The sequence below is a fragment of the Erwinia sp. L03-1 genome (assembly GCF_058686115.1).
Genome location: NZ_CM178762.1, coordinates 2,477,018 through 2,503,844, shown reverse-complemented (window position 1 = coordinate 2,503,844; position 26,827 = coordinate 2,477,018). Strand labels below are relative to the sequence as shown.

General features: G+C 57.6%; 20 protein-coding genes. 10 read left to right on the top strand and 10 right to left on the bottom strand.

Translation table 11 applies throughout. The features are described 5' to 3' along the window. Positions 1 to 121 precede the first annotated feature (121 nt). From AC4PCC_RS11525 to AC4PCC_RS11510, 4 genes are all read right to left on the bottom strand, one after another. The gene (locus AC4PCC_RS11525; RefSeq protein WP_492124603.1) at positions 122 to 376 is read right to left on the bottom strand and encodes a hypothetical protein; all 255 of its coding nucleotides are present in this window, start codon (positions 374 to 376) and stop codon (positions 122 to 124) included. Between the two features lie 101 nt (positions 377 to 477). Next, the gene (locus AC4PCC_RS11520) at positions 478 to 777 is read right to left on the bottom strand and encodes a hypothetical protein (protein WP_492124602.1); all 300 of its coding nucleotides are present in this window, start codon (positions 775 to 777) and stop codon (positions 478 to 480) included. 838 nt (positions 778 to 1,615) lie between these two features. Continuing rightward, the gene (gene araA / locus AC4PCC_RS11515) at positions 1,616 to 3,121 is read right to left on the bottom strand and encodes an L-arabinose isomerase (protein WP_345831421.1); all 1,506 of its coding nucleotides are present in this window, start codon (positions 3,119 to 3,121) and stop codon (positions 1,616 to 1,618) included. 1 nt (position 3,122) lies between these two features. After that, positions 3,123 to 4,814: a ribulokinase gene (locus AC4PCC_RS11510; RefSeq protein ID WP_492124601.1), complete on the bottom strand. Its 1,692-nt coding sequence runs from the start codon at positions 4,812 to 4,814 to the stop codon at positions 3,123 to 3,125. A 360-nt stretch (positions 4,815 to 5,174) separates the two neighbouring features. Here AC4PCC_RS11510 and AC4PCC_RS11505 point away from each other — a divergent pair, with 360 nt between their 5' ends. The 5 genes from AC4PCC_RS11505 (at position 5,175) to AC4PCC_RS11485 (ending at position 10,820) form a co-directional block, all read left to right on the top strand. Beyond that, complete coding sequence (locus tag AC4PCC_RS11505) at positions 5,175 to 6,158, top strand: arabinose ABC transporter substrate-binding protein (RefSeq protein WP_067710458.1); 984 nt, start codon at positions 5,175 to 5,177, stop codon at positions 6,156 to 6,158. A 76-nt stretch (positions 6,159 to 6,234) separates the two neighbouring features. Beyond that, complete coding sequence (gene araG, locus AC4PCC_RS11500; RefSeq protein ID WP_492124600.1) at positions 6,235 to 7,758, top strand: L-arabinose ABC transporter ATP-binding protein AraG; 1,524 nt, start codon at positions 6,235 to 6,237, stop codon at positions 7,756 to 7,758. A gap of 17 nt (positions 7,759 to 7,775) precedes the next feature. Further along, entirely contained in the window at positions 7,776 to 8,762 is a 987-nt protein-coding gene (gene araH / locus AC4PCC_RS11495) for an L-arabinose ABC transporter permease AraH (RefSeq protein WP_067710461.1), read from the top strand. Between the two features lie 14 nt (positions 8,763 to 8,776). Beyond that, a complete protein-coding gene (gene araC / locus AC4PCC_RS11490) occupies positions 8,777 to 9,670 on the top strand; it encodes an arabinose operon transcriptional regulator AraC (RefSeq protein ID WP_492124599.1) in 894 nt (297 codons plus the stop codon). Between the two features lie 109 nt (positions 9,671 to 9,779). After that, positions 9,780 to 10,820 (top strand): oxidoreductase, encoded by a 1,041-nt coding sequence (locus tag AC4PCC_RS11485; protein WP_492124598.1) that lies wholly within the window; start codon positions 9,780 to 9,782, stop codon positions 10,818 to 10,820. A 2,694-nt stretch (positions 10,821 to 13,514) separates the two neighbouring features. Here the strand turns inward: AC4PCC_RS11485 and add are convergent. The 3 genes from add to malX all read right to left on the bottom strand — a co-directional run bounded on the left by add (position 13,515) and on the right by malX (position 17,448). Beyond that, entirely contained in the window at positions 13,515 to 14,528 is a 1,014-nt protein-coding gene (gene add, locus AC4PCC_RS11480) for an adenosine deaminase (RefSeq protein ID WP_492124597.1), read from the bottom strand. Between the two features lie 99 nt (positions 14,529 to 14,627). Further along, on the bottom strand, positions 14,628 to 15,815 hold the full coding sequence (locus tag AC4PCC_RS11475; protein WP_492124596.1) for a MalY/PatB family protein: 1,188 nt from the start codon (positions 15,813 to 15,815) through the stop codon (positions 14,628 to 14,630). Between the two features lie 43 nt (positions 15,816 to 15,858). Beyond that, positions 15,859 to 17,448 carry a maltose/glucose-specific PTS transporter subunit IIBC gene (malX, locus tag AC4PCC_RS11470; protein WP_067710355.1) on the bottom strand — a complete coding sequence of 530 codons (1,590 nt, stop codon included), beginning with the start codon at positions 17,446 to 17,448 and terminating at the stop codon, positions 15,859 to 15,861. A 191-nt stretch (positions 17,449 to 17,639) separates the two neighbouring features. Between malX and malI the strand changes: the two genes are divergently transcribed. Continuing rightward, positions 17,640 to 18,671 (top strand): Mal regulon transcriptional regulator MalI, encoded by a 1,032-nt coding sequence (gene malI, locus AC4PCC_RS11465; RefSeq protein WP_492124595.1) that lies wholly within the window; start codon positions 17,640 to 17,642, stop codon positions 18,669 to 18,671. A gap of 16 nt (positions 18,672 to 18,687) precedes the next feature. Here malI and AC4PCC_RS11460 read toward each other — a convergent pair whose 3' ends face one another. Next, on the bottom strand, positions 18,688 to 20,196 hold the full coding sequence (locus AC4PCC_RS11460; RefSeq protein WP_492124594.1) for a YdgA family protein: 1,509 nt from the start codon (positions 20,194 to 20,196) through the stop codon (positions 18,688 to 18,690). A gap of 148 nt (positions 20,197 to 20,344) precedes the next feature. Then, positions 20,345 to 21,514, bottom strand: coding sequence for a mannose-6-phosphate isomerase (gene manA / locus AC4PCC_RS11455; protein ID WP_492124593.1), 1,170 nt, complete (start codon positions 21,512 to 21,514; stop codon positions 20,345 to 20,347). A 185-nt stretch (positions 21,515 to 21,699) separates the two neighbouring features. On the opposite strand from manA, the gene AC4PCC_RS11450 reads away from it, so the two are divergent. The 4 genes from AC4PCC_RS11450 to AC4PCC_RS11435 all read left to right on the top strand — a co-directional run bounded on the left by AC4PCC_RS11450 (position 21,700) and on the right by AC4PCC_RS11435 (position 25,683). Continuing rightward, positions 21,700 to 22,242 carry a TetR/AcrR family transcriptional regulator gene (locus AC4PCC_RS11450; protein WP_492127500.1) on the top strand — a complete coding sequence of 181 codons (543 nt, stop codon included), beginning with the start codon at positions 21,700 to 21,702 and terminating at the stop codon, positions 22,240 to 22,242. Then, the gene (locus AC4PCC_RS11445; protein WP_492124592.1) at positions 22,239 to 23,384 is read left to right on the top strand and encodes an MFS transporter; all 1,146 of its coding nucleotides are present in this window, start codon (positions 22,239 to 22,241) and stop codon (positions 23,382 to 23,384) included. Before AC4PCC_RS11450 ends, AC4PCC_RS11445 begins: the two co-directional genes overlap by 4 nt. A gap of 91 nt (positions 23,385 to 23,475) precedes the next feature. Continuing rightward, a complete protein-coding gene (gene fumC, locus AC4PCC_RS11440; RefSeq protein ID WP_492124591.1) occupies positions 23,476 to 24,873 on the top strand; it encodes a class II fumarate hydratase in 1,398 nt (465 codons plus the stop codon). A gap of 150 nt (positions 24,874 to 25,023) precedes the next feature. Continuing rightward, a complete protein-coding gene (locus tag AC4PCC_RS11435; protein ID WP_492124590.1) occupies positions 25,024 to 25,683 on the top strand; it encodes a DUF1345 domain-containing protein in 660 nt (219 codons plus the stop codon). A 157-nt stretch (positions 25,684 to 25,840) separates the two neighbouring features. Here AC4PCC_RS11435 and tus read toward each other — a convergent pair whose 3' ends face one another. Beyond that, positions 25,841 to 26,773, bottom strand: coding sequence for a DNA replication terminus site-binding protein (gene tus, locus AC4PCC_RS11430; protein ID WP_492124589.1), 933 nt, complete (start codon positions 26,771 to 26,773; stop codon positions 25,841 to 25,843). Between the last annotated feature and the right edge of the window lie 54 nt (positions 26,774 to 26,827).

Sequence of the window (26,827 nt, the reverse complement as noted above, 5' to 3'; positions counted from 1 at the left end):
GTGATATGTGCTGAGCCGATGGACGCCCGTCACCCGCAGGGATTGTCCCCCTCCCGGGCTTCTGCGCTGCTTCAGGTTAAGCCCAGTAATTGCGCAGGTTTTTGAGCTGCATTAAGCTAACTCAGCCGCTATTTCCTGCATACTTTAGCGCCCGGGATGTGGTCACCTGGCTGCAAAAATTACTGTGTATGGGGGAAAACTCCAGTGCTTGCCAGTTGGTTTTGCCGGCTGCAATATCTGCGGTGTCGGTGGATAATCCCAGCGTTTGCCGGGCGTCCTCACGCCACGCTTCGCGTGGTGCCTTTGGCTCCGACTGCGGGCCGGACGGCCCGGTCGCGAGCGGGCATCCCTGCCCGCCGCTCCCTGAGTGCAGCATCCCTGCTGCCCTCGCCTGGCCCTCCGTCTTCGCCGCAGCGCTGCGGATTGCCCGTCAACCGCTGGGATTGTCCACCTCCCGGGCTTCAGAACCGCTTCAGGTCAGGCCCTGTAAACTCGCAGGGTTTTGAGCTTCATTAAGCTATCCCAGCCGCTATTTCCTGCATACTTTAGCGCTCGGGATGTGGTCACCTGGCTGCAAAAATTACTGTGTATGGGGGAAAATCCCAACGCTTGTCGGTTGGTTTTGTCCGCTGCAATATCTGCGGTGTCGGTGGATAATCCCAGCGGTTGCCGGGCGTCCTCACGCCACGCTTCGCGTGGTGCCTTTGGCTCCGACGCCAGGCCGGACGGCCCGGTCGCGAGCGGGCATCCCTGCCCGCCGCTCCCTGAGTGCAGCATCCCTGCTGCCCTCGCCTGGCCTTCCGTCTGCGCCGCAGCGCTGCGGATTGCCCGTCAACCGCAGGGATTATCCTCCTCTCCGGCTTCGGAGTTGCTGCAAAGCACACCGGTTTCCTTATTTGCCTGGTTCGGTCGTAATCAAACCTAACAAAGAGTTTCATGTAGTACTCTGAACCGCTTTTACCCGCAGCCAGCATAATGCAATAAGCAGGCGGGTGGGGCCCGGTGACAGGCATTTCGCAGCGCTGAGCGCAGGGAGGAAGACCCGGATGGGCCAGCAGGGATGCTGGCACAAGGGCATGCCGGGACAGGGATGTCCCGTCATGCCCGGTCCGAAAGGTCGACGAGCGGAGCGAAGGAACCGTGCGAAGCGCGGCGTGAGGACCGCCAGGCACCGGGCCCCACCCGCAGGCGACACCCACCAGGCCTGTGCAGCACCGGGCCCCACCCGCAGGCGACACCCACCAGGCCTGTGCAGCACCGGGCCCCACCCGCAGGCGATCCCTCAGGCCTGTGCAGCATCGGGCCCCACCCGCAGGCGACCCCTCAGGCCTGTGCAGCACCGGGGACCACCCGCAGGCGACCCCTCAGGCCTGTGCAGCATCGGGCCCCACCCGCAGGCGACCCCTCAGGCCTGTGCAGCACCGGGGACCACCCGCAGGCGACCCCTCAGGCCTGTGCAGCACCGGGGACCACCCGCAGGCGACCCCTCAGGCCTGTGCAGCACCGGGCCCCAACCGCAGGCGACCCCTCAGGCCTGTGTAGCACCGGGCCCCACCCGCAGGCGACACCCACCAGGCATCAGGCCCCGATCCAGTGACCCTCCGACCTGAAAGATCTAACGCTGATTCAGCCGATAATAAGCCTCGTTCCAGCGCAGCGCATCCTTGAAACCATGCAGCGTAGTCTCGTCATCAATGACCAACACCTCGATACCGTGCATCTCGCCGTACTGACGCATATCCTCAACCGTCAGAGCCTGACTGAACACCGTATGATGTGCGCCGCCGCCCAGAATCCAGGCTTCAGATGCCGTTGCCAGTGAAGGCTGGGCACGCCACAGCGCTCGGGCAACCGGCAGCTTCGGCAGCGGTTTCGGCTGCTCAATGGCATCCACCACATTCACCAGCAGACGAAAACGATCGCCCATATCAATCACGCTGGCGTTAACCGCGCGACCCGCCGGGGTGGAAAAAATCAGCCTTGCGGGATCGGCCTTGCCGCCAATGCCCAGAAACTGCACGTCGATCAGCGGGCGCGTCTCTTTCGCGATAGACGGGCAAACCTCCAGCATATGCGAACCCAGCACCAGCTCGTTACCCGGTGAAAAGTGATAGGTATAATCCTCCATAAAGGAAGTGCCACCGGGCAGGCCCGTCGACATCACCTTAAAGATATGCAGCAGCGCCGCCGTCTTCCAGTCCCCCTCACCGGCAAAGCCATAACCCTGCTGCATCAGCCGCTGTACCGCCAGCCCCGGCAGCTGCGTCATACCGTGCAGCGTCTGAAAATTGGTGGTAAAGGCCATGCAGCCCTCGGCCTGTAGAAAACCTTTAATCCCCAGCTCAATGCGTGCCGCATCGAGAACGTTCTGACGCTTCTCGCCATTCACTGCGGCGGCGGCAGTAAAGTCGTACAGACTTTCGTACTCATCCACCAGAGCGTTAACGTCACCGTCGCTTACGCCATTAATCACCTCGACAAGATCGCCAACACCCCAGCCGTTAACCGCGTAGCCGAACTGAATCTGCGCCGCAACCTTATCCCCCTCGGTAACGGCCACCTCGCGCATATTATCGCCAAATCGCGCCACCTTCAGCTGCTGGCTGGCCTGTTTAGCCGCGGCGGCACGCATCCATTTGCCGATGCGCTCACGCGCGGTCTTATCCTGCCAGTGACCGGTTATCACGCTGTGAGGAAGGCGCATCCGCGCGCCAATAAAGCCAAACTCACGGCCACCGTGCGCGGTCTGATTCAGATTCATAAAGTCCATATCCATGCTGTCCCACGGGATCTCCGCGTTAAACTGGGTATGAAACTGCAACAGCGGTTTATTCAGCACCGACAGGCCGCCAATCCACATCTTCGCCGGAGAGAAAGTATGCAGCCAGGTGATAATACCCAGACACTCTTCGGCGTAATTAGCCTCACGACAGAGCGCCAGCGCTTCATCCGGACTTTTCACCAGGGGCTTCAGCATCAGCTGGAAGGGCAGCCCTCCGTCGCGATTCAGGCCGTCAACAACCTGGCGAGCATGATCCTCTACCTGACGAAGCGTTTCTGCGCCGTAGAGATGCTGGGTACCAATGACAAACCAGACTTTAAGCGCATTGAGTGAGGACATATCATTCTCCTTTAAAAGTAGAGGGGCGTGAGGCGAACATCGGTTCCGCGACGTCACACCACTGAAGGTAACGCTGATAAAGCTGTTGATAGCGGGCAACGCGTGAAGCATCGGGTTGCAGGGTAACGGCAACCGGACTGGCCATCTTCTGCTGTGCCGTGGCGACGTCGGGATAAACGCCTGCGGCAACGGCGGCAAAAATGGCCGCACCCAGTGCGCAGCATTCGTCAGAAGCCACGATATCCAGCGGACGATTCATCACATCGCAGCAGACCTGCATAATCGCCGGTGACTTACGGGCAATGCCCCCCAGCGTCAGAATGTTCTCCACCGGCATTCCCTGCTGTTCAAAACACTCCATAATTGCGCGGGCGCCAAAGGCGGTCGAGGCGATAAACCCACCAAACAGGGCAGGCGCATCGGTGCCCAGATTAAGATCGGTAACAACGCCTTTCAGCCGCTGATTCGCAAAAGGCGTACGGCGGCCGTTAAACCAGTCCAGCACCACCGGCAGATGTTCAAGTTGCGGATCGTTGACCCAGGCCTGAGTCAGGTCGTTGAGTAAGTCTCGTCTAACCTGGTCTATTTCTTCCTTAAGGCGAGGGTGGCGGGCAGTCGCCTGCTCCAGCGGCCAGCACAGCAGGCGGCTGAACCAGGCGTACATATCGCCAAATGCCGACTGACCGGCCTCCAGGCCGATAGCACCCGGCATGACGCTGCCGTCAACCTGGCCGCAAATCCCGCTAATGGCGCTGTTTCCTACCCGCTCGGTATCGGCTATCAGGATGTCGCAGGTTGAGGTACCAATCACTTTAACCAGCGTCCAGGGTCTGGCGCCTGCTCCGACCGCGCCCATATGGCAGTCAAAGGCGCCTCCGGCAATCTGGATACCCGCAGGCAGGTTTAGTCGCGCCGCCCACTCCGCCGTAAGGGTGCCAACGGGCACATCGGCGGTCCAGGTATCGGTAAAGAGGGGGAAATCGAGCTGCGTGGTAAGCAGCGGATCGAGGGCATTTAAAAACTCCCGGTCCGGCAGCCCCTGCCAGTCAGGATGCCACAGCGATTTGTGGCCCGCGGCGCAGCGCCCGCGGCGAATCGCCTCGGGGGCCGTTGTGCCGCTCAGCAGGGCGGGAACCCAGTCACAGAGTTCAATCCATGACACTGCCGCCTCACGCACGGCGGCATCTTCCCGGCTGACATGCATGATCTTGGCCCAGAACCACTCTGATGAATAAATCCCCCCGATGTAACGCGAATAATCGTTGAATTTCCCGCTGTGGCAGAGGGTGTTGATCTCTTCGGCCTCTTTGATGGCCGTATGATCTTTCCACAGCACAAACATGGCATTGGGGTTATCAGCAAATTCGGGACGCAGTGCCAGTACTCTGCCTTCCCGGTCTATCGGCGCGGGCGTTGAACCGGTTGAATCCACCCCAATACCCACCACCTGCTGACGCTGTTCAGGTGTGAGAAGGGTGACAACGTCACGTATCGCTTTTTCAAACGCGTCAATATAGTCCTGCGGATGGTGGCGAAACTGATTAATACGGCTCTGGCTGTACTGGCCCTGCTGCCAGCGCGGATAGGGAACGACCTGCGTATGGAGCTCTTTGCCACTGGCACAGTCAACCGCCAGGGCCCGAACTGAATCGCTGCCGAAATCCAGACCTAATGTAATTGCACCTAACTGCATTCTCTTCTCCAGGCAGTTTGAGTGAACGGTGTGAATAGCCTAAGAACTCCCTTCCCTGGGCGTTAGACCAGGGACGCTGTAGATATGCACTTTTCTGCCATCTCCCAGCGGATTGTGACGCGGTTCAAAACTTTAAGCGGGGTAAATTTGGCTGAATATATGGACTATCTGGTCGTAATTACAGGGTGTGATTGCGCTCTCCCTTTCTCAATAAGGTTCCCGATAAAAATAGCGCCCATTAACAGACTGGCCGGCATGCATCCCGAAAATGCCGGTGTTTTAGGCCCTTAAGCAAATAACCTTCACGTTGTTAACATTTACATAACCCTGCAAAAAGCGGGAACCGAGCCGGAGAGCCTTATGTTTAAAATGACCCATGTACTTGCCGCTGTTGGACTTGCCGCCGTTATGTCACATTCGGCTATGGCCGAAACCATGAAGCTGGGTTTTCTGGTCAAGCAGCCTGAAGAGCCCTGGTTCCAGACGGAATGGAAATTTGCCGATAAGGCCGGGAAGGAGATGGGTTTTGAGGTAATAAAAATTGCCGTCCCCGACGGTGAGAAAACCCTCAACGCTATTGACAGCCTGGCCGCCAGTGGGGCGAAGGGCTTTGTTATCTGTACACCCGATCCCAAACTCGGCTCGGCAATCATCGCCAAAGCCAAAAGCTACGACCTGAAGGTGATTGCCGTTGACGATCAGTTTGTTACCGCAAAAGGAAAACCGATGGATAGCGTACCGCTGGTGATGATGGCGGCTACGAAGATCGGGGAGCGACAGGGGCAGGAACTGTATAAAGAGATGCAAAAGCGCGGATGGGACGTCAAAGAGACCGGTGTGATGGCGATTACAGCCGACGAGCTGGATACCGCCCGCCGCCGCACCTCCGGCTCGATGGATGCGCTCAGGGCGGCTGGCTTCCCGGCGGCGCAGATTTATAAAGTGCCGACCAAATCCAACGATATTCCCGGCGCATTCGATGCGGGTAACTCCCTGCTGGTCCAGCATCCCGCCGTTAAGCACTGGCTGATTTTGGGCATGAACGACAACACCGTTCTCGGTGGCGTGCGCGCGACGGAAGGCCAGGGATTTAAGGCACCCGACGTTATTGGCATCGGCATTAACGGCGTTGATGCCGTCAGCGAGCTGTCAAAAGGCCATGCGACCGGCTTTTACGGCTCCCTGCTGCCCAGCCCGGACGTACACGGCTATAAAAGCATTCAGATGCTCTATAACTGGGTGAGCAAAGGTGCCGAGCCGCCTAAGTTCACCGAAGTGACCGATGTCGTGCTGATCACCCGCGACAACTTCACCACCGAACTGGCTAAAAAAGGGCTGAAATAGCCGCGAAGCCTGTCGGTACGGGAGCGTCATCGGGCGTTCCCGCTGGTGTGGAAAGCAACGTTTGCAGGAGTTAACGATGAATACGCAACCCGCCTGGCTCAGCTTTCACGCCATCGGCAAAACCTTTCCCGGCGTAAAGGCGCTGCAGGATATCAGCTTCGACTGTGCAGCAGGTCAGATACATGCGCTGATGGGCGAAAATGGCGCAGGGAAATCCACGCTGCTAAAAATCCTGAGCGGCAGCTACCAGCCTACCAGCGGAGAGATCCGGCTACAGGGCAAGCCCGTCAGCTTTACGCACACCACTGCGGCGCTCGACGCTGGCGTGGCCATCATCTATCAGGAATTGCATCTGATACCGGAAATGTCGGTAGCAGAGAATATTTATCTCGGCCAGCTACCTCAGCGTGCCGGACTGGTGAACCGCAAACTGCTGCGCTATGAGGCAGGACAACAGCTCAAAAATCTGGGGATGGATATTGACCCCGATATGCCGCTGAAGTCGCTTTCTCTGGGCCAGTGGCAGATGGTGGAAATCGCCAAGGCGCTGGCGCGCAACGCCAAAGTTATCGCCTTTGATGAGCCGACCAGCTCACTCTCTGCCCGGGAAATTGAACATCTGTTTCGCGTTATCCGCAAACTCAGGGATTTGGGGCGGGTGGTGCTGTATGTCTCCCACCGCATGGAGGAGATTTTTGCGCTCAGTGATGCCATCACCGTGTTTAAGGATGGGCGCGTGGTGCGTACCTTTAATGACGTCGCGAACACCACGCATGACCAACTGGTCGAGGCGATGGTAGGCCGGGAAATCGGCGATATTTATGGCTACCGGCCACGCGAAACCGGTGAGGTCCGCCTGCGGCTTGATAACGTGCAGGCCAAAGGGGTGCGGATGCCTATCTCCCTTAGCGTTCGTGCCGGGGAGATTGTTGGTCTTTTTGGCCTGGTCGGAGCCGGGCGCAGCGAACTGATGAAAGGATTATTTGGTGCAACCCGGCTGACCGGCGGGGCGCTGTGGCTTGACGGCGAGCGGCTGACCATCCGCGAACCGGCGCACGCGATTCGTGCCGGGATCCTGCTCTGCCCGGAAGATCGTAAGGCAGACGGCATTATTCCGGTTCACTCCGTGCGCGACAATATCAATATCAGCGCCCGCCGCAACAATATTAAAGCGGGCTGCCTGATTGACAGGCAGTGGGAAAATCATAATGCCGCCGTCCATATCCGTTCGCTAAACATTAAAACGCCCTCTGCCGATCAACTGATCATGAACCTGTCGGGAGGCAATCAGCAGAAGGCCATTCTCGGGCGCTGGCTGTCGGAAGAGATGAAAGTGATCCTGCTCGACGAACCGACGCGCGGCATTGATGTCGGCGCAAAGCATGAAATCTATAGCCTGATCTACGCGCTGGCGGAGAAGGGCATTGCGGTGCTGTTTGCCTCCAGCGACCTGCCTGAGGTGATGGGGCTGGCGGATCGTATAGTGGTCATGCGCGAAGGCGAAATAGCCGGTGAACTGAGCCATGATCATGCCACTGAAGCGCTGACGCTTGGCATGGCCATGCCAAAAACAACTCAACAAGCCGCAGTCGTGGCCTGACTGGAAGGAGCACTTTGATGACTACAACAACCTCTCCCGCCGCTGCGCCAAAGCGATCACAGCGTGCCAGGCTGGGCCACATCTGGGATAATTTCGGCATGCTGGTGGTGTTTGCCGTATTGTTTATCGGCTGCACAATATTTATTCCTAACTTCGGCACGCTCATCAATATGAAAGGGCTGGGGCTGGCCATGTCAATGTCCGGCATGGTGGCCTGTGGCATGCTGTTCTGTCTGGCATCAGGTGATTTCGATCTCTCCGTCGCCTCGGTGATTGCCTGTGCCGGCGTCACGACGGCGGTAGTGATTAACCTGAGCGAGAGTTTGTGGTTAGGTATCGCCGCCGGACTGCTGCTCGGTATGCTTTGCGGACTGGTCAACGGCTTCGTGATTGCCAGACTGAAAATAAACGCGCTGATCACCACGCTCGCGACGATGCAAATCGTGCGTGGGCTGGCCTACATCTTCTCGGATGGCAAGGCCGTTGGGATCGAGGATGAACGCTTTTTCGCACTGGGTTACACCAACTGGCTGGGCGTACCTGCACCGGTCTGGCTGACCGTGGCAACCCTGATTATTTTTGGCTTTCTGCTGAATAAAACCACCTTTGGCCGCAATACCCTGGCTATCGGCGGTAATGAAGAGGCCGCACGACTCGCCGGGGTGCCGGTCGTACGGACACGCATCATTATATTTATCCTCTCCGGGCTGGTTTCTGCCGCCGCAGGTATCATCCTGGCCTCACGTATGACCAGCGGTCAGCCCATGACGTCGCTGGGCTATGAGCTGATTGTGATTTCGGCCTGCGTACTGGGCGGCGTATCGCTGAAGGGCGGAATTGGCAAAATATCCTACGTTGTTGCAGGCGTGCTGATACTTGGCACGGTTGAGAACGCCATGAATCTTCTTAATATTTCACCTTTTTCACAGTATGTTGTGCGGGGGCTGATCCTGCTGGCAGCGGTGATTTTCGACCGCTACAAACAGAAAAGTAAAGTGGCTTAAGAACGGAGGCGCGTATGTATCATCGTTTAGCACCGGTAGCGCAGTTGAATCCGTTGCTACCAGGCTATCAGTTTAATGCCTGGCTGGTGGCAGGGCTGACGCCGGTTAACGTCGGCGACTCGCTGGATTTTTTTATCGACAGGCCCGCAGGTATGAAGGGCTACATTATCAACCTTACCGTCCGGGGGCGCGGACAGGTATTTAGCGGCGAACGGGCATTCGACTGTGAACCCGGGGATTTACTGCTGTTTAAGCCGCAAACCCAGCACTATTATGGGCGGTCACCGGAGAGCGACTGCTGGCACCACCGCTGGGTCTACTTTCGCCCGCGTGCCTACTGGAATGACTGGCTGGACTGGCAGGATGAGAAGCAGGGCGTGGGGCGGCTCAGGCTGGATGAAGCGCTGCGGGCTGAATTCGAGGCGCTATTTGCCAGTATCGAGCAGACCCATACGTCGGGGCAACGCTATGCGGAAGAGCTGGCGATGAATCTGCTTGAACGACTGCTGCTGCGCGCCATTGAAGAGGATCCCCGCAGTCATCAGCAGGTACGCGATCCGCGGGTTATTGAGGCCTGCCAGTTCGTGACCCGTAACCTGGCCGGTGAGCTAAAAATTGAGGAAGTGGCAAATCACGTCTGCCTTTCCCCTTCGCGACTGGCACACCTTTTCCGCGATCAGATGGGCGTCAACCTGCTGCGCTGGCGGGAAGATCAGCGTGTAATCCGCGCCAGAATGCTGCTGCAAACGACGCAGGAGCCCATCGCGACGATTGGTCGGCTGGTGGGCTACGACGATCAGCTCTACTTTTCCCGCGTATTTCGTAAACGGGTCGGCGTCAGCCCCAGCGATTTCCGACGGCGCTCTCTGGAGGCGAGCGATGACCTTGTGGCCCAGGAGACATGGTAACAGTCCGGGCTAAAGCTTAAGATTTCATCAGCATTTCAGGTAAATCCCGCTTGTTCTTACCCCGTTGATCGACTTAAATCAACGGGGTAAGAATAACGAGGAACCCTCAATGAACGATAAAATTCGCGTAGGGCTGGTCGGCTACGGCTTCGCCAGTAAAACTTTCCACGCCCCGCTAATTGCCGGGACGCCCGGGATGGAACTGGCCGCTGTTTCCAGCAGTGATGCTGATAAAGTCCACGCCGACTGGCCATCAGTGACGACGGTCACGACACCCCAGGCGCTATTCGACGATCCCTCTTTGCAGCTCATTGTTATCCCCACCCCCAATGAAACCCATTTCCCGCTGGCAAAAGCCGCGCTGAATGCGGGTAAGCATGTGGTGGTAGATAAACCCTTTACCGTGACGTTGTCACAGGCGCACGAGCTTGATGCGCTGGCAAAAGCGAAAGGCTTACTGCTTTCGGTATTTCACAACCGCCGCTGGGACAGTGATTTCCTGACGTTAAAAACCCTGCTATCGGAGGGTGCGCTGGGTGAGGTGCGTTATTTTGAGTCGCATTTTGACCGGTTCCGTCCGGAGGTCCGCAACCGCTGGCGTGAGCAGAAGGGTGCCGGCAGCGGTATTTGGTACGATCTGGGACCGCATCTTATCGATCAGGCGTTACAGCTGTTTGGTTCGCCGGTGGCGATTAACGTTGATATGGCGGAACTGCGGCCTGGCGCGCAGACGACCGATTATTTCCATGCGGTACTGACCTACCCACAGCGGCGCGTGGTGCTGCATGCCAGCATGCTGGTCGCTGCGGAATCTGCACGTTATCAGGTGCACGGGACGGGCGGGAGTTTTGTAAAGTTTGGCCTTGATCCGCAGGAAGCGGATCTTAAGAGCGGTGCGCGTCTGCCGGTGGAGGGCTGGGGTGAGGACAGTCGTGATGGCGTGTTGACGCGGGTTGAGGGTGACAGGCTGGTGGAAACGCCGCTGCCGACCCTGCCGGGGAATTATCCGGCGTACTATGCGGGGATCCGTGATGCGATTAAGGGTGAGGGCGCGAATCCGGTGACGGCGGAGGAAGCCATTCAGGTTATGGAGCTGATCGAGCGGGGTTTGCAGTCCGCCGAGAAGCGTCAGACGATGTCGCTTAAGTAGCCCCAGTCGGGCGGTGTGGGCATCGTCGCCCGCCTGGCCTCGGGCGACGTAGACGCTGCTAAAAATCTCTCCATGCCCAGCCTGGCATCTGGGATGTTTGCTGTCATTGCGGTGATACGGTGCAAAGCCCTGCGGGGACCGTTGTCACGCGGACACGCCGCAAGCACGTCCGTGTGGGCTCGGCTCGCGCATCCCTGCGCTCGACGGTCCGCTCTGCCAACGGTCCCCGCCTGGCCTTGGGCTACGTCGTCGCTGTTAAAAAGCTCTTCAAGTTATCCGGCCCCGGCCTGCAAAATTTTCGACAGGTAAGGCCGTCGTGATCGGAACATGTTTTGACCTTAACCACTCTGCCAGAACACTAACAGCCCACTCCGCAGCCAAAAGGCGGTGTTGCGGAGCAGATAAGCCGGGTCTCTGCCGCAGGGATGCGGCAGTGAAGCCTCCAGGGAAGGATTTACGGCGCCCCGGCGTTCTGACCCGCAACATAGCCCTGTCACCGGAGCCGGTTTTGACCTGCCTGCAAGCAATACCGTTGTATTACCGGAGTAGGTTTTAACCTGGCTGGCAACTGTAACGTTTGCCGTCATTGCGGTGATGCGGTGCAAAGCCCTGCGGGGACCGTTGTCACGCGGACACGCCGCAGGCACGTCCGTGTGGGCTCGGCTCGCGCATCCCTGCGCTCGACGGTCCGCTAAGCCAACGGTCCCCGCCTGGCCTCAGGCTACGTAGACGCTGTTAAAAACCTCTTCAAGTTATCCGGCCCCGGCCTGCAAAATTTTCGACAGGTAAGGCCGTCGTGATCGGAACATGTTTTGACCTTAACCACTCTGCCAGAACACTAACAGCCCATTCCGCAGCCAGAAGGCGGTGTTGCGGAGCAGATTAGCCGGGTCTCTGCCGCAGGGATGCGGCAGTGAAGCCTCCAGGGAAGGATTTACGGCGCCCCGGCGTTCTGACCCGCAACATAGCCCTGTCGCCGGAGCCGGTTTTGACCTGCCTGCCTGCCTGCAAACATCACAACCCTTTCACAGCAGCGGGTTTTGACCTGGCTGGCATTTGTAACGTTTGCTGTCATTGCGGTGATGCGGTGCAAAGCCCTGCGGGGACCGTTGTCACGCGGACACGCCGCAGGCACATCCGTGTGGGCTCGGCTCGCGCATCCCTGCGCTCGACGGTCCGCTCAGCCAACGGTCCCCGCCTGGCCTCAGGCTACGTAGTCGCTGCAAAAACCTCCCCGCGTCCGGCCCCGGCCTACAAAATTTTCGGCAGGTAAGGCCGTCGGAAACACATCAGGTTTTGACTTTAGCCACTGCCAGAGAACCCGCAGCCCATTCCGCAGCCAGAAGGCGGTGTTGCGGAGCAGATAAGCCGGGTCTCTGCCGCAGGGATGCGGCAGTGAAGCCCCCAGGGAAGGATTTACGGCGCCCCGGCGTTCTGACCCGCAACATAGCCCTGTCGCCGGAGCCGGTTTTGACCTGCCTGCCTGCCTGCAAACATCACAACCCTTTCACAGCAGCGGGTTTTGACCTGGCTGGCATTTGTAACGTTTGCTGTCATTGCGGTGATGCGGTGCAAAGCCCTGCGGGGACCGTTGTCACGCGGACACGCCGCAGGCACATCCGTGTGGGCTCGGCTCGCGCATCCCTGCGCTCGACGGTCCGCTCAGCCAACGGTCCCCGCCTGGCCTCAGGCTACGTAGTCGCTGCAAAAACCTCCCCGCGTCCGGCCCCGGCCTACAAAATTTTCGGCAGGTAAGGCCGTCGGAAACACATCAGGTTTTGACTTTAGCCACTGCCAGAGAACCCGCAGACCACTCCGCAGCCAGAAGGCGGTGTTGCGGAGCAGATAAGCCGGGTCTCTGCCGCAGGGATGCGGCAGTGAAGCCCCCAGGGATGGGTTTACGGCGCCCCGGCGTTCTGACCTGCAACATAGCCCTGTCACCGGAGCAGGTTTTGCCTTACTGCAAACAACATAGCTGTGTCACCGGGCGGGTTTTGACTTTAGCCACTGCCAGAGAACCCGCAGCCCATTCCGCAGCCAAAAGGCGGTGTTGCGGAGCAGATAAGCCGGGTCTCTGCCGCAGGGATGCGGCAGTGAAGCCCCCAGGGATGGGTTTACGGCGCCCCGGCGTTCTGACCCGCAACATAGCCCTGTCACCGGAGCAGGTTTTGCCTTACTGCAAACAACATAGCTGTGTCACCGGGCGGGTTTTGACTTTAGCCACTGCCAGAGAACCCGCAGCCCATTCCGCAGCCAGAAGGCGGTGTTGCGGAGCAGATAAGCCGGGTCTCTGCCGCAGGGATGCGGCAGTGAAGCCCCCAGGGAGGGGTTTACGGCGCCCCGGCGTTCTGACCCGCAACATAGCCCTGTCACCGGAGCCGGTTTTGACCTTCCTGCTAACAACATAACTGTGTCACCGGGCGGGTTTTGACTTTAGCCACTGCCAGAGAACCCGAAGGCCATTCCGCAGCCAGAAGGCGGTGTTGCGGAGCAGATTAGCCGGGTCTCTGCCGCAGGGATGCGGCAGTGAAGCCTCCAGGGAAGGATTTACGGCGTCCCGGCGTTCTGACCCGCAACATAGCCCTGTCGCCGGAGCCGGTTTTGACCTTCCTGCAAGCAACATAGCCGTGTCACCGGAGCAGGTCTTGACCTTCCTGCAAGCAACATAGCCCTGTCACCGGAGCCGGTTTTGACCTACAAACCGCGGGCGTGACCCACAACCCGCGCACGGATGGCCGCTTTCTCCGCTTCGCTCAAAAAGGCAATCTTCAGGCCATTCTCCTGCGCGGTGCGGATCTGAGCGCGACTCAAACCGGCCGCTGGCGCAGCAACCTCATACTCATAGGCCAGCTCAATACCCTGCACGGCAGGGTCGTCAGTATTGATAGTCGCCAAAATGCCATGATCGAGAAACGCGGCCAGCGGGTGGTGGGCCAGAGTAGAAACGGTGCTGGTCTGAATATTCGAGGTCAGACAGGACTCAATGCCAATCTGATGCGCCGCCAGAAAATCCATCAGCGCGGGATCTTCTACCGCCTTAACACCGTGCCCAATACGCTCCGCGCCCAGCTCGCGAATGGCCTGCCAGATACTCTCGGGGCCGGCCGCTTCACCTGCGTGAACGGTAATGCGCAGACCAGCGTCACGTGCCCGGTTAAAGTGACTCAAAAACTGGCTGCCGGGGAAGCCCAGCTCATCACCTGCCAGGTCAAGTGCGGTAATGCCGTCGCGACAGGCCAGCAAACCGTCCAGCTCGCTCAGACACGCTTCCTCTCCGAAAGTACGGCTCATAATACCGATCAGTCGCACCTGGATATCATGCCGCTGACAGCCGCTGCGAACTCCGTCAATTACCGCTTCCACCACGCCTGCAATCGGCAGATTATGGGTCATCGCCATATAGCCCGGTGAAAAACGCAGCTCGGCATAGTGGATACCCGCCTTCGCAGCATCTTCAACGTTCTCCTGCGCCACCCGACGGCAGGCCTCCAGCGAACCCAGAACTTTCACGCCCCAGTCCAGCTTTTGTAAAAAGCTCACCAAATCCGGCTCGGTCTGGGTTACCTGCACGTGTGGACGCAGCGTCTCTAAGGTGGAGGCGGGCAGGGTAAGGTTAAACTCGCGGCCTAAATCCAGAATAGTCTGTGCACGAATATTGCCATCAAGGTGGCGGTGAATATCAGTAAGGGGGAGCTGGGAATCGATCATCTGGGTGCACTCAGTTAAGTCATATAAAGTGCATAACAGTATAAAAACAATTTGCGCAACTTCGCCAGTGAATTGCGCAAACTGCTCCGCGAATGATGGTTATTTGTGCTGTGCAGCTACGCAGCGTGCGATCCCCGCAATTAACCGGTCGAGGCCGTCATCCAGCTTACCCCGTGGACAGCCTGCATTAAGGCGTAAAAACCCCGTCCCTTCGCGACCATAGGTTGAGCCGGGCATCATTGCCACCTGCTGATGACTGATCAACTCCTGCTGAAGCTGCCGCTCGTCCAGTCCCAGCGGATTGAGATCAATCCAGGCAAGATAGGTTGCCTGAGGAGGGGTCCAGTTAAGCTGCGGAAACGCCTTGTTAAGGCGATGCGCAATGTGATGAAGATTGGCAGCCAGATAGCACCGTAACGCATCCAGCCATGCGCCGCCCTCGCGGTAGGCCGCTATGTGCGCCGCCACTGCAAGCACGGCCGGTGAGGAAAGCCCGTCGGTATTTTTTAATGCCTGAAACCAGGTCGTGCGGTCCTGCTTATCGCTGATAAGCCCCCAGGCCCCGGTGAGCGCCGGGACGTTAAAGCTCTTGGAGGCCGAGGTGAACAGCGCCCAACGCTCGCCTGCAACCTCACTCCAGGGTATATGTACCGCCTCGCCCATCACCATATCCATATGGATCTCATCGCTTACCACGCGCACGCTGTAGCGCTGACACAGGGCCGACATCTGCTCCAGTTCGGCGCGCGACCAGACTTTGCCGGTCGGATTATGCGGACTGCATAACAACAGGATGCGGCACTGCGGCTGCGCCAGTAACACTTCCAGCGCCGTCATATCACAGTGCCACTCTGCGCCCTGTTTTTGCAGCGGCATGGCCATCATCCGACGTTGATTACCCGCGATGGTTTTGTAAAACGCATCATAGGCTGGCGTGTGGACCACCACGCCGTCACCCGGTGAGGACCAGCTACGGATCATCTGAGAAATCATATAAATAACCGACGGGCCATACACAATCTGCTCGCGGTCAATGCTTAGCCTGAAGCGTTGCTGATACCAGTATTCAATCGCGGAAAGAAAGTCGTCGTGCTGCCAGCGGCTGTAGCCCAGCACCGCGTGTGCCACGCGCTGTTGCAGCGCAGTAATAATGCACGGCGCGGTAGGGAAATCCATATCGGAAATCGTGAAGGGCAGCAGATCGTCGCGACCAAAACGGTCTGCCACAAAGTCCCACTGGGTGCACCAGCTGCCATGTCGGTCCGTGACCCGATCAAAATCAAACATAACGTCCCCGGTTAAATACGGCGGCCAGGCCGCCGGTTGCAATTCAGGCTGATGCGGACTGCATCATACTGGCCATTTCATCCTTCACCGACTGAACCTGCGGGCCAATCACCACCTGCAAACTATGCTGATTCAGATGTACCACACCGATCACCCGATTAGCCTTTAGCGCGGCGTCATCGACCTGGCTCATATCCTTAACCGACAGACGCAGGCGGGTCAGGCAGTTGTCCAGCGAGGTTATATTCTCCCTGCCGCCCAGCGCCGCCAGAATGGCTGGCGTGTCATAGCCGGATTTCCCCACCGTCGCAGTGGACGGGCCTTTATCGGTTCGCGGCGCCTCCCTGTCGCGCCCGGGGGTCTTAATATCAAAGCGGCGGATGGCGAAGCGGAATATCACATAGTAGGCCGCGAACCAGATCGCTGACACCACCGGCACCAGATACCATTTCGTTTGCAGGCCGTGCAGGATGCCAAACACCACGAAATCAATCACGTTGCCGTCGGTATTGCCGATGGTCACGCCCAGCACGGCCATCAGCGTAAAGCCCAGGCCGGTAAGCAGCGCATGGATCACATACAGGAAGGGGGCAACAAACAGGAACAGGAACTCAAGCGGTTCCGTTGTGCCGCCCACCACGCAGGCCACCACGCCGGAGATCAGCAGCCCCTTAATTTTATGTCGATTTTCCGGACGGGCGCAGTGATACATCGCCAGCGCTGCACCGGGCAGGCCGCCGAGGAAAGCGGGCATTTTACCCTGAGAAAGGAAGCGGGTTGCACTCTCCGCAAAACCACCGCTGGTGGGGCAGGAAAGCTGCGCCTGAAATATGGTCAGGGCACCGCTGACGCTATGACCGCAGACTTCCAGCGTGCCGCCCGCGTCGGTAAAGCGGATAATCGCCACCAGAATATGCTGCAACCCGAACGGCAGCAGCAGGCGCTCACCGGTCCCGAAGATCATGGGGCCAAAGTCCCCGGCACCGTTGATCACCCAGCCCAGGCCGGCGATGGCGGCGGCAAAGCCCGGCCAGATCAGCGGGATCAGTAATCCTACCAGCCCCATCACCAGCGTGGTGATAATGGGCACAAAGCGGGTGCCGCCGAAGAACGCCAGGGCATCAGGCAGGCGGATGGTATGAAAGCGTTCATGCAGCCAGAAAACAATGATCCCGGCAAATACCGCGCCGAGGATCCCGGTATCAATCGACTGAATGCCGATAATATTTTGGATATTATTGGCCTTTAATACCGCAGCGTCGGTGGTTGGCAGAATCCCCCGGGCATGAAGCCAGAAATTAACGGCCAGATTCATCACCGCAAAGCCGACAAAGCCGGAAAATGCGGCCACGCCTTTATTCTCCCGTGCCATACCCAATGGAATAGCGATGGCGAACATCACCGGCAGATAGCTAAAGGCGAATGAACCGGTGCTGCTCATCCACATAAAGATCAGCTGCAAAACCCGGTTACCCAGAAAGGGCAGCAGCGCAATGACGTCGTGGCTGCTCAGGGAACTGCCGATGCCCATCATAATGCCGCAAAACGAGAGCAGCGCGACCGGCAGCATAAAGGTCTTACCGAGGCTTTGGAAAAACTCCCACAGGGTGATTTTTGGTTTACTGGCCGACATAGTGACTCCTGGCTGGAAAATGTTCAGCGGCTGCTGAAAACGGAATGATAAAACGTTTTACCAACGATGAATGCGGCTGTTATCACAGTATTTACCCATTCAAACATTTTCTTCCCCGGCGGCAGGGTGTAACGTTTCACCTGGGGCGCTATAGAGGGCGCGAGGGAATAACCGAACAAAACCGGCCAGCTATGTCACAAAAGAAAATAACCATTAACGATGTTGCCGATGAGGCGGGCGTCTCCGTCACCACGGTTTCGCTGGTGCTTTCCGGTAAGGGGCGCATTTCAGCGGCCACTGCGGAACGCGTGAGCCAGGCGGTGAGGACGCTGGGGTTTATTCCTAATCGTTCAGCATCCATGCTGCGTGGTGGAACCAGCGGCGTGATTGGCGTGATCGTCCGGGATATCAGCCACCCTTTTTACGCGGAAATGATCGCCGGTCTGAGCGAGGTGCTGGAACAGCAGGGCAAAGTGCTGTTTCTGACGCAGAGCGGCCAGCGGGGGGAACATATCGATCGCTGTTTTGATGCGCTGGTGGCGCAGGGTGCGGAGGGGATCGTGCTGGGCGGCGGGGCGGAGAATGCCTCGCACCTGGCCGCTAAAGCGCGCGAGCTGGAGATGGCAATGATTTGTGCTTCGAGAGCCAGCAGCCTGGACGAGCTGGACGCTATCCGGCCCGATAACTTTCATGCGGCCCAAATGGCTACCGAATATCTGATCAAGCGAGGACACCACTGCATAGCCTGGATCGGCGGGGCGGGATCCTCTCTGACGCGGGCTGAACGCATTGGCGGCTACTGCGCCACGCTGTTGCAGTACGGGCTGCCGTTTCGCAATGAGTGGATTATCGAGTCTGCGCCTGAGCAGCGGGATATGGCGACGTTGACGGAACGGCTGATGCATCAGCATCCCACGCTTACCGCTATCCTTTGCCACAATGCGACGGTCGCGCTGGGCTGCTACTTTGGTTTACAGCGCAGCGGCAGGACGCCGGGCAACGGGGCGGTGGACAGTTATTACGGTCAGCAGGTCGCGCTGGTGGGATTTGGCGATGTGCCCGCGGCTGAAATGACCGATCCGCCACTGACTTTCGTCACCAGTTCAGCGCGTGAAATAGGCCGGAGTGCGGCAAAGAAGCTATTGCAAAGAATGGTCGATCCCGGCGGCCCGATTCAACATACCATCGTGCCGCCGGTGCTGATCGAGCGCGGTTCAGCCTGAAACGCGCCCTTAATACCTACTGTTGTGGCACTTCCTGAGGTGCAACGGTGCCCCCTGCGCCCAGCATATAGCGGGCCAGGAACTGGTCGAGCGGCGTCTTAACGCCGTTCAGGGTAACCTGTCCGGTAGCATACTGCAGACTGGTGACAATGTTATTGTCCTGCTGCGTGGTCAGCTTAAACATCTGTCCCATAGCCGCCAGCCCTTTGACCTGCTGATCGGCAAGCTTCGCCGCGTCATCCTGCTTATACCCTTCAGCCATGGCGACATGCGTCATCATTTCCGTGGCCATATCCATCGAAATAGAGAGCTTACCATCCAGGGTTTTCAGCACGTTATCAACGGCCTGACCGATATCCTGCGGCTGGCTGCCGGTAGCCGGATCTTTAAAGTGAACCGCAAGATTAAAGCTGCTCTCACCTTTGTCGTTTTTCCAGCTCAGCGGCGCGATATTGATGACCGGGTCACCTTTCAACAGCAGCGGCAGGTTTTCACTGAGGATTTGGCTCATACGCTGCTGATAAATCGGAGGATTGTTACTGGCAGCCGGATCGTTAAGCAGGGCCTGAACCTGCTTGTTATAGTTCTCCGAGAAGGCTTTCATGGCGTTGGCATCAAACTGCGAAAGTTTAACCACCAGTTTGCCCTGACCAAAGTTCTGATTTTGCAGCTTCAGGGAATCCAGCGAGTAATCGATATTGCCGGAAATCAGGCTCTTTTCAGAATTAAAAGATGATTTACCGTTCAGGCCTTCCGCAATAAAGGCTTCCTGACCGTTAACGGCGGCCGAGAGTTTTTGCAGCTGGATGCTCTGGTCGCCAATGCGCATCCCTTCCGGGCTGAGATGGCTGTCAGCATCAATTTTCAGGCCGTTTGCGGTAAAGAGGACCGGCATATTCAGCTGATTTTTCGTGGTTAATACCACGCTGTCCAGCTGACCGTTTACGCTGACTTTGTCGCCATTGTCATCGGCGCTGACCCTGAAGTCGCCGCCGTTTGACGCGAAGCGCTCACTGGTCTGCGCATTGTTGTAGTCCAGCGGCAGCAGATGAATGGCCGAGACGGTCGCACCACCGTAGCCAACACGGGTATCAGCCTGAACGATCGACTGCCCTTTGGTCATCTCGAACAATTTTTTAACTGCGTCGGTATTTTCCAGCTGGGTATGGACGGAAGCCATGCTGGGAATAAGGTTGAATTTTTTCAGCTGAGCCAGCGGGAAGGGGCCGTGGTCGATCTTTTCGTCAAAGACGATGCTCTGACCGGGTTTGATAATCGAGTTGTCTTCGGTCTGCGAGCTGGATTGCAGCACCAGGCGCGTTTTGCTGCTGAACACGCCGCGCTGGAAGTCCTGGTAGCTTAATTGCAGGCGGCTCTCAGGAGAGAGCGTGTTGAGCTGGGCGTTGGCGTTCTGTACCAGCTTGTCCATGTTTTTTTCCAGCTGCTTGCCGGTAAACCAGGCCGCGCCAGTCCAGATTACGCCGAGCGCAACCACCACGCCGACCGCTATCTTTGTCTTTTTCATCTGTAACTTCGTCCTTTCAGGTTACTGGTGCCGGCAAATCCGTTCAGCTGGCAAATGCCCGGCGAATAAAAAACGCCGCGTGGGCGTTTTTTGCTTAATATCTGGATAACTATAGCAATTGCAGCAGTTGACGTCAGCCGCATTTGGCTCATTCGTTATAAACGCGTGCAACACGGCCGCTGCCCGCCAGGCTGACGGGCGATTCGCAGGCCGGGATAAAGCAGGACTCGCCGGGCAGCAGCGAAAGCTGCTGTTGACCCGCCTGTACCGTCGCCTGCCCCTCAAGGCAGAACAGGATCGCGGCACTCTGCTGGCTGACCGTGAGCGGAGAGGCATCAAGCTGATGCAGGGAGAAGGCAAAGTCCTCAACCGGTACCGGGAAATAGCGCGTGTGTCCGTCTGTCACCGGCTGCGTAAGCAGGCTGGCACAGGGTTTTGCTTCAAAGCGCAGGTTACTCATCAGCTCCGGAATATCAATATACTTAGGCGTCAGGCCCGCCCTTAAGACGTTATCTGAGTTAGCCATCACCTCAAGCGCCACGCCCTGAAGGTAGGCATGAGGGGTTTCAGCAAACAGAAACATCGCCTGACCCGGCTGGAGTTCAATGACGTTTAGCAGCAACGGGGAAAACAGACCGCTGTCGTCGGGGTACTCAGCCGCAATAAGGTGAATGGTGTCCCAGGGCTCGCCGTGCTGGCCCTGACCTGCGGCTCGCAGTACGTCCAGCGCCAGGCGCTTCTCATCGCCGCTCATCGACAGCAGGGCGGTAAACAGCGCCGACAGCCCTTTCATCGCCGGTGAGAGCAGGAAGTGGGCGATTGCGGGGTGCGCCCCGGAAACCGGTTGCAGCAGTGAGACAATCTCATGCAGTTCGCGAAAGCCGTTGATCGCCTTGAAGGGCGTCAGGGCGAAGACAAGTTCTGGCTTATGATTAGCATCCTTATAGTTACGTTCGGCCGCTGCGAGATCGATACCGGCGGCGTTCTCCCTGGCGAAGCCGGCTTCTGCGGCTGCTTTGCTGGGATGTACCTGGATGGAGAGGGGCCTGTCGGCACAGAGCACTTTGAACAGAAAGGGCAGCTCGCCAAACTGTTTTGCTACCTTCTGGCCCAGAAGCCGCTCTTTATCGGCCTCGATGACCGTCCGCAGGGAGCAGGACTGGCCGTTACTCTCAATATGGGAGGGGCTTTTAGGATGGGCACCCATCCAGAGTTCAGCCATTGGTTCGCCCTGAGGGTTGGCGAAGCCGTAGAGCTCGGTTAGCGCCGTGGGGCTGCCCCAGGCATAGTTTTGTACCGAGTTAATTAATTTTTTCATCAATACTCATCCCTAATTTGATCATCACTGGGCGTATTAAAGCAGAAAACTACTGGAAAAAAACAAGGTTAAAGGCAATAAACAGAATTTTTTGCTGCGCGGAAATCCGCTATAGCCGACCCCGCAGCCGCGCTATTTTCTATGCCATCATTGCAAAAGTAAAACGATCGGTTTACTTTTTAATGATGAGAAAAAAACAGGCAATTATCAGCACGGCGGAACGACTGTTCTATACCAACGGTTTCCATGCCACCAGTACGGACCGTATCTGTAGCGAGGCGGGCGTTTCAACGCGTACCCTCTATCGCTACTTTCCCTCGCGGGAGGCGCTGACCGCAGCGGTGATGACCGAACGCGATGACAGGTTTTTTCAGGCGCTGCTTCCGCCTCAGGAGCCGGAAGCCATCGGGCAGCTGTTCAGTGTACTCGGACAGTGGATGGAGGAGCAGGGCAGCATGGGCTGTTTCTTTCTGAAGGCCTGGGGGGAATATGCCGGACAGGATGTGATGCTGTCAGCGCAGGCGCTGGGCCATCGCTACCGGATGCGTGAGTATATTGCATCCAGCATCAGGCACTGGGCGGGCAGTGGGAGCGCGTCGCTGGCGGATGCCGTCTGGATGCTGTTTGAGGGCGCGGTGACCTCGGCGCTCATCATCGGGCCCGTCGCGGCCCTCAGAGCGGGGGAGGCGGCGGCACAGCTGGTTGCCGGAGCGGGTGAGCCATCATGAAACCCACAGTGGTATTAGGCGTAACGGGGTTTGCGCTGATTGCGGTCACCTATGGGATGGCGAGATTCGCATGGGGACTGATGCTACCCGCCGTCACCCGGGATATTCCCTTTAGTCCACGTATGGCGGGCGTACTGTCGGCCTGTAGCTTTGCGGCTTACTGCCTGTCCGTCACGGCGGCATCCCGGCTGGCGGAACGTTTTGGCCCTAAACTCCCCGCGGCCGCGGCGGCAGGCTGCGCGGCGATTGGCTTGCTGCTGCTCGCCCTCTCATCCGGCCCCCTCATGCTTGCGGCAGGGCTGTTTATTGCGGGCACAGGGCCTGGCCTCGCCTCGCCGTCCCTCGCCGCAGCGGTTAGCCAGCGCGTGGCGGAGAAAAAACAGCCACAGGTAAACACCATCATCAATGCCGGGACCGGCTGCGGCATTATTCTCAGCGTTCCGATATTACTCTACCTGCCAGGCGGCTGGCGCGCAGCCTGTGTGGTGTTTGCCGCTTGTGCACTGGCCTGTCTGATCCCCGTTATCCGCTCTCTGCCCGGCGAGGGCATCAGGCGCGACGGGGAGAAACCGGGCTGGCGCGAAACGCTGGTGCAACGCCCGGTGATACGGCTGGTGATTATCGCCTTTGTCAGTGGCATGGCCAGCGCGGGCTGGTGGAGCTTTGGACCCGAGATCCTGCGACATCATAGCGGCGTGGACGCGGATACCACCAGTTTACTCTGGCTGGTAAGCGGCGGGGCGGGAATAGCGGGCGCGCTAACGGGGCCGGTGGCATCGTTAATCGGCATGAACCCGGTCTACCGTCTTTCGCAGCTGTTTATGGCGGCACCGCTGCTGCTGCTGGCATTTCTCCATCATTTCTCCTGGTGGCTGTTACCGGCGGTTGCGCTCTGCGGGGTGGGCTACATCACCCTCTCTGGCGTGCTGCTGGTGTATGGCGCGTCCGCCACCAAAGCAGCGCCGGCATCCGGCGTTGGCGTGGTGTTTTTCACCCTCGCAGCGGGTCAGGTGGCAGGCTCGCTGGTTTTCGGTACGCTCTATTCCTCGGCAGGTGCCGGTATTGCCCTGACGCTTTTCGCGGCGCTGGGCGGGGGAGTGATGCTAGTCCTGCCACAGGGAAATGACGGCAGCGGCAGATAATGTTAATTTATTGTATGTAACTTTGCCGCTCCGGTTGTTACCTGGAAGGCAAAGTAAGGTCGATAAATGACAGAGTGCTAAGGAGACAGTGATGGCCGCCACACGCATTGAAAAAGATTCAATGGGATCGATAGAGGTTCCGGCAGATAAACTCTGGGGTGCGCAGACGCAGCGCTCACTGGAACACTTCCGCATTTCAACCGAAAAAATGCCTGTTGAACTGGTACACGCGCTGGCGCTGACCAAGCGGGCAGCCGCGCAGGTGAATAACGATTTGGGGCTGCTGCCCGCTGAGCGCGCCAACGCCATTATCAGCGCGGCTGATGAAGTGCTGGCAGGGAAACACAGCGAAGAATTCCCGCTGGCTATCTGGCAAACCGGTTCCGGTACGCAGACCAACATGAACATGAATGAAGTGCTGGCGAACCGGGCGAGTGAACTCCTGAATGGTGAACGCGGTATGTCCCGTCTGGTGCACCCTAACGATGATGTCAACAAGAGCCAGAGCTCGAATGATGTCTTCCCCACTGCGATGCACGTTGCTGCGGTGGTGGCCGTTCAGGAAAAGCTTATTCCCCAGCTTAAAGCGCTACAGGTGACGCTTGATAATAAGGCTAAAGCCTTTAGCGACATCGTGAAAATAGGGCGTACGCACCTTCAGGACGCCACGCCGCTCACCCTGGGACAGGAAATTTCCGGCTGGGTTGCCATGCTGACTCACAACCTCAGGCATATCGAACAGAGCCTGCCTCACGTGGCGGAGCTGGCGCTGGGCGGAACAGCGGTAGGCACCGGACTGAATACCCATCCTGAATATGCCGTGCGGGTCGCGAAAGAGCTGGCCGATCGGACTGGCTTGCCCTTCGTCACCTCACCAAACAAGTTTGAGGCGCTGGCGACCTGTGACGCACTGGTGCACGCACACGGCGCTCTGAAAGGGCTGGCGGCCTCGCTGATGAAAATTGCTAACGATGTGCGCTGGTTATCCTCCGGGCCTCGCTGTGGTATCGGTGAGATAGCGATCCCTGAAAATGAGCCAGGCAGCTCGATTATGCCCGGTAAAGTTAACCCGACCCAGTGTGAATCCATGACTATGCTCTGTAGCCAGGTTCTGGGCAATGACGTTGCCGTCAACATCGGCGGCGCTTCCGGTAACTTCGAGCTGAATGTTTACCGCCCGATGATTATTCATAACTTCCTGCAATCGGCACGCCTGCTCGCTGATGGTATGGACAGCTTTAATCATCACTGCGCGTCAGGAATCGAACCTAACCGCGATCGCATCAGCCAGCTTTTAAATGAATCGCTGATGCTGGTGACCGCGCTGAATACGCATATCGGTTACGACAAGGCAGCGGAAATCGCCAAGAAGGCGCACAAAGAGGGTTTAACCCTCAAGGCGTCGGCCCTGAAGCTGGGCTATCTGAGCGAGGAACAGTTTGATGAGTGGGTCCGTCCGGAAGAGATGGTTGGCAGCATGAAGGCCTGATCGCCCCCGAACGGGCCATGATGTTCGTGTCATGAAAAACGCCTGATGCAGTCATCAGGCGTTTTAAAAGGGTAAGTCGCCGCGCGCACCACCTGTGGGTCAATTTCCGCTACAGTTAACCTACCTGTTCTCTTTAAGCTACCTGAAATCATGACTTTTTCTTCGCCACTTTGGCTACGCGGCCGTCTTCGGCTGCTAATTTCCATTGCCGCCGGACTGATCTGTTTCTTTAATCTTCCACCCCATCTGGGCATATTACAGCGCCTGCTCATCGGCTGGAACGTGCTGGCCTGGCTGTATCTCTTCTTCCTGTGGTTTCGCATGCTGCGTACGGAGGCAAAGGATATTCCGCATATTGCCAAAACGCAGGATGAGGGGGCCACGCTGGTACTCAGCATGGTTACGATCACCTGTCTGGTCAGTATTATGGCCATCCTGATGGAGCTGGCGTCGCTTAAGCATCTCGAAGGAACACCGCGTGTACTGCATCTGCTGCTGACGGCGGCGACGCTGATTGTCTCCTGGGCGTTATTGCCGACCTCTTTCGCCATTCATTATGCCCATCATCATTATCTGCACCGCAGTGACGATGTCACGCCAATGATATTTCCTGAAAAGCCCGCAGAGCCAGGCTATTGGGATTTTCTCTATTTCTCATTTACCATTGCCGTTGCGTCACAAACGGCCGATGTGGCGACGGGCACAACCGATATGCGGCAAATAGCTCTCCTCCAATCGGTTATATCATTTGTGTTTAATCTGGCCATTTTGGGATTGTCGATTAACGTTGGCGCCGGCTTATTAAGCTAATACGCACAAACGACACCCTGTGGCTTAGCAGGGGGTCACGAAGACCGCCCTACGCCTGATTGTTATCGCGTGGTCTTATATATCCTGCAGGCATAAAGCAGCAAAATGTGAGGCTTAATTAACCTGCTTTGAGACGGTCCGAAAGAATGATTTTTGTTCAGTCTATTCTGTCGCTGTAAAGATGCAGACGGGAAATGACCGGGAACAGGGGTTTAGCCTCTGGCTTAAATCGATGCGTGATGTTACCGACATTGTAATTCAGCAGCTCACCTATTTTAGGTACGCTTGCACTATCCGGGCAAAGCACCAGCAGCGGGGAGGGGCAGGCAAGCTGAGTTTGTTTTTGCTGCTGCTTATTCCAGACTCTGGCAATTGGCTGGACCTTAACGGGCCGTTTAATCTTCAGTACTGCTGAAGTCGGCAGGGAATTAATTGTCGCCATTTCCTGCTCAATTTTTTCGGCCCATTGCTCCCGGCTCCATGGAGCCTGGCTCCTGCCAGAGGTGAGGCTCTTTTTTAGCTTCTCCAGCATCTCATCACGGCTTACCTTTTTTATAATATGCTTATTCGCCCAGCCAAACCGGACGGAGTCGGGCGCATGGAGCAGGGTGATAGCACGATAAGCATTTAGCGTAATAAGCCCCCGTAAATGCGTATGGACAAATTCGAAACGTTCTTCGCTGGGCACGCCGGAATCGACGGTAATAATTTGCTCAAGTCGCTGCTTAAGATTATTAACCGCTGAGACGTTTTCAGTGATTAATGAGGTTATTCCCTCAGAAGCCTCCAGACATATTACGCCGGGCAGCCGCACGGCCGCTTTTGTGCTGGTGGTTTCGGACTGATGTTGCATAAACAGCCGACAGTAGTGCGCCAGGGTGCGAGCAAGTGCAGGCTGAGCCAGGTGCTGCTGCACGGCGATCTCGCTCAGCGGTTCGTGCTCTTCACCTTTTTGTATGAGTGGAAGCTCAAACACGCGGGCCGCCAGCAGGCGCTGTCCGGACAGCAGGGCGGTAAGATTGCTTAGCTCAGCCTCCAGCTGGCCGACACAGCGATGAAGATTTTCTACGGCATCATAATACTGGCTCATCTGAATTACCTTAGTTACAACATATTATTTACCCGTCAGGATAGGGAATATTAT